This is a genomic window from Pseudolysinimonas sp. (assembly GCF_031389465.1).
GTDB lineage: Bacteria > Actinomycetota > Actinomycetes > Actinomycetales > Microbacteriaceae > Pseudolysinimonas_A.
The window spans coordinates 1-3,514 of the sequence record NZ_JANMSQ010000071.1 but is presented as its reverse complement, the minus strand read 5'-3'; the positions used below and the strand labels follow the sequence as shown (position 1 = coordinate 3,514).

At 69.8% G+C, this 3,514-nt stretch carries 4 protein-coding genes; 2 read left to right on the top strand and 2 right to left on the bottom strand.

The window, feature by feature from the left end; translation table 11 throughout:
- Together RMO30_RS02765 and RMO30_RS02760 are read left to right on the top strand one after the other, a co-directional pair.
- Nucleotides 1-420 (top strand): sugar transferase (locus RMO30_RS02765; protein ID WP_309709205.1); only part of this gene is annotated, 420 nt, incomplete at its 5' end.
- 61 nt (nucleotides 421-481) lie between these two features.
- The gene (locus RMO30_RS02760) at nucleotides 482-1,819 is read left to right on the top strand and encodes a UDP-glucose/GDP-mannose dehydrogenase family protein (RefSeq protein ID WP_309709203.1); all 1,338 of its coding nucleotides are present in this window, start codon (nucleotides 482-484) and stop codon (nucleotides 1,817-1,819) included.
- A 275-nt stretch (nucleotides 1,820-2,094) separates the two neighbouring features.
- Here RMO30_RS02760 and RMO30_RS02755 read toward each other — a convergent pair whose 3' ends face one another.
- Nucleotides 2,095-3,135: a glycosyltransferase gene (locus RMO30_RS02755; RefSeq protein ID WP_309709201.1), complete on the bottom strand. Its 1,041-nt coding sequence runs from the start codon at nucleotides 3,133-3,135 to the stop codon at nucleotides 2,095-2,097.
- 5 nt (nucleotides 3,136-3,140) lie between these two features.
- On the bottom strand, nucleotides 3,141-3,514 hold a 374-nt coding region (locus RMO30_RS02750; RefSeq protein ID WP_309709199.1), incomplete at its 5' end, for a glycosyltransferase.

Here is a 3,514-nt window from a genome sequence, read left to right as displayed (position 1 = left end):
AAGCGACATCTCGCCGAGCAGCACGTTGAACAGCTGCGGGCGCTCGCGGATGCCGGCAACGACGTGTTGTTCAAGATGCGCAACGACCCGCGGGTGACCCCGGTGGGACGGTTCCTGCGTCGTTACAGCCTCGACGAGCTGCCGCAGCTGTTCAACGTGCTGCTCGGCGAGATGTCGCTTATCGGGCCGCGGCCGCCGCTCGCCGCTGAGGTCGAAGAGTACGAACACCACGTGCATCGCCGGTTCCTGGTGAAGCCCGGCATCACGGGGCTCTGGCAGGTGAACGGGCGCAGCAACCTCTCCTGGGAGGAGAGCGTGCGGCTCGATCTCTACTACGTCGAGAACTGGACGCTCACCGGCGACCTCGCGATTCTGTTCCGCACCGCGCAGGCGGTCGTCGGAAGAGACGGCGCGTATTGACCGTGCGTTTGCTCGCTCGTAACTCAGTACTGCCAGGCTCGGCAAAGACCAGGAGACTCACATGCGCATGACGGTGATCGGATGCGGCTACCTCGGAGCGGTGCACGCGGCGAGCATGGCCGAACTCGGCCACGACGTCGTCGGCGTCGATGTCGATGAGGCGAAGATCGCGGCGCTCGCCAATGGTCTCGCGCCGTTCTTCGAGCCGGGCCTGCCCGAGTTGCTCGATCGCGCCCTCGCGACCGGACGCCTGCGGTTCACGACCGACATCAGCGAAGCCCGCGGCAACGCCGTGCACTTCGTCGCCGTCGGTACGCCGCAGCAGCCGGGGGCGCTCGCCGCCGACTTGCGCTACGTGCACGCCGCCGTGGATGCCCTCGCCCCCGTGCTCACGCCGGGCGATCTCGTGGTGGGCAAGTCGACGGTTCCGGTCGGCACCGCCCGGGCGCTCGGCGCGCGGCTTGAGGGCACCGGCGCGCTCGTCGCGTGGAACCCCGAGTTCCTGCGCGAGGGTTTCGCGATTGAAGACACCCTGCATCCCGACCGGCTGGTCTACGGCCTGCCCGACGACGCGGCCGCGGCCGAGACCGTGCGGGCGACTCTCGACGAGGTCTACGCCGCCACGATCGCCGACGGCACCCCCGTCGTCGCCACCGATCTCGAGACAGCCGAACTCGTGAAGTCGGCCGCGAACGCGTTCCTCGCCACGAAGATCTCGTTCATCAACGCGATGGCCGAGGTGTGCGAAGCGGCGGGTGCCGACGTGACCCAGCTGGCGGATGCCATCGGTCACGATGCCCGCATCGGCCGCCGGTTCCTCAACGCCGGCCTCGGCTTCGGCGGCGGCTGTCTGCCGAAAGACATCCGGGCGTTCATGGCCCGTGCCGGGGAGCTCGGCGCCGACCAAGCCCTCACCTTCCTGCGCGAGGTCGACCAGATCAACATGCGCCGCCGGTCCCGCGCCGTCGACCTCGCCCGCGAAGCCCTCGGCGGCTCGGTGCTCGGCCGCAAGATCGCCGTGCTCGGCCTGGCGTTCAAGCCCGACTCCGACGATGTGCGCGACTCGCCCGCCCTCAACGTCGCTGCGCAGCTCTCGCTTCAGGGAGCGGCAGTGCTGTGCCACGACCCGCGCGCGATCGAGAACTCGCGTCACCGATTCCCGGAGTTGAGTTACGTCGCAACGATCGCCGAGGCCGTGCGAGACGCGGATGCCGTCATGGTGCTCACCGAATGGGACGAGTACCGCGAGCTCGAGCCAGCCGTGGTCGCGGGTCTGGTTTCGCAGCTGAACGTGATCGACGGGCGCAACTGCCTCGATTCCGCCGCGTGGCGCGCAGCGGGATGGCGCTACCGCGCCCTCGGGCGCCCGCGTGAGGCGCTCGCTCCCGCTTTCGCGTAGCCGTCGTCGCCGCTGGGGGGGAGCAGCAAATGTCGATCTCGCCGCTGCGCTGCTCGGTTGGAGTGCCGCTCTTGCGTTGTGGGGGCTGCTGACATTCGGTGGGTCCGACACGGTAACCATCCTGGGGTCAGTGCTTGTCGCCCTGGTCGGTGCAGCTCTGAACTTCGCAGTTGTCCGGAGTCGGCTCAGAGCTGTCTGATGACGACGTGGAGGTCACTTTCACAAGCCGCAAACCCTCACTTCTCGTATGCCACGCCGCGAACAGAACCGCGGTTTCACGAAGGGACGCGGGCCAATCCGATGGCGAACGCTTTCCCGTAGGCATCGCGCACAGCTGCCGTCATCGCTGACGGACTGGAAGCGACGGCGACCGCGGTCGTGCGTTGTGCCACGTGCGCGGCGTACGCCGGCTCACTGAAGAACCGGGCGATGGCGCCAGCGAGCTGGGCGGGTCGCTCGCCCGCGAGTTCGTACCCGAGCGAGCGCATGCTCGGGATGTCGCGGGAGAGCACGGGCGTGCTGAGCGTGGCTGCTTCTATCGTCGAGAGCGGGCCGCCCTCCCAGGCGGCGGAGTGTAGGTACAGCCGCGCACCCGCAACCCGCTGGGCGGCCTTGTCGGGCGGCGTCCAGCCGGTCACCTCGACGCCCGCGCGCAGGAGCTCCCGGCGGGCATCCGGATCGCCGTCCCCGATCCAGACGTACCGCCACGGCGCGTCCCGCGTCGAGGCCGCGACGGCCGCGAACAACCCCGGATCCTTCTGCGGCGAGATCCGGCCGACCATCACGACCTCGGCGGGATCAGCCGCCGGAGCCCGCGCGGCAGGTGCGGCGAACGGCGCCGGGTTGAGCGCAACGACGACGGGCACCCGGGCACTCAATCGACGACTCAGTTCCGCTTCGCGCGGGCTCACCGCGACGACGGCGCGCGTACGACGGGCCAGCAGCCACTCGATCGCGGCGAACCCCGCCCGCCTCATAGCGCCGAGGTCGCGGCGCTCCGTCGCATAGCAGTGCGGCGAGTACACGACGGCGGTGCCGGGTGGCAGCACCGCCCGCGCCGCCCCCGCGAAGCTGGAGTGCAGATGCACGATGTCGGGCCGCTCCTGCTGCACCTTGCGCACGAGCCGCACGAAGAAGCCGGCCAGGCCGCCCTCGTAGCGCTCGTGGGCGACGGGTCCCGACCAGGAGTAGGTCGATTGCCCATCTCGCGCACGGGAGTACACCGCGTGCTCGATTTCGGGCAGGTGGTCGATGTAGTTGGCGATCGCCGACTGCACGCCGCCGCCGAGTGCCTCCGTGACATGCAGCACGCGCATGACGGTCACGCCAGCTGCACGGGCTCGGGGTCGCCGACCGAGGTGACCCGCCACTGAAGACTCTCGAGAAGGTCGTCGAGGGTGATCGCGTCGGCCTCGCGCACCAGGGCGAGGCCCTCGCTCGCGACGTAGGCGGCGAGGTCATCCTGGTGGCCGTCGACGTGCTCGCCGTGGGCGGCGCGGCGGGGCACGACGATCGGGCGCTTGCCGAGTTGCAGCGCCGTGAGGATCGACCCCGTGCCGGCGTGCGAGATCACCAGGTCGGCGGCGGCGATCTCGGCGCGCAACTGCTCGTTCGGCAGGCTGACCACCGTGTCGATACCCAGGTCGGAGACATCCGATGGGCCCACCTGCCAGAGCACCGACCAGTCGGACGGGA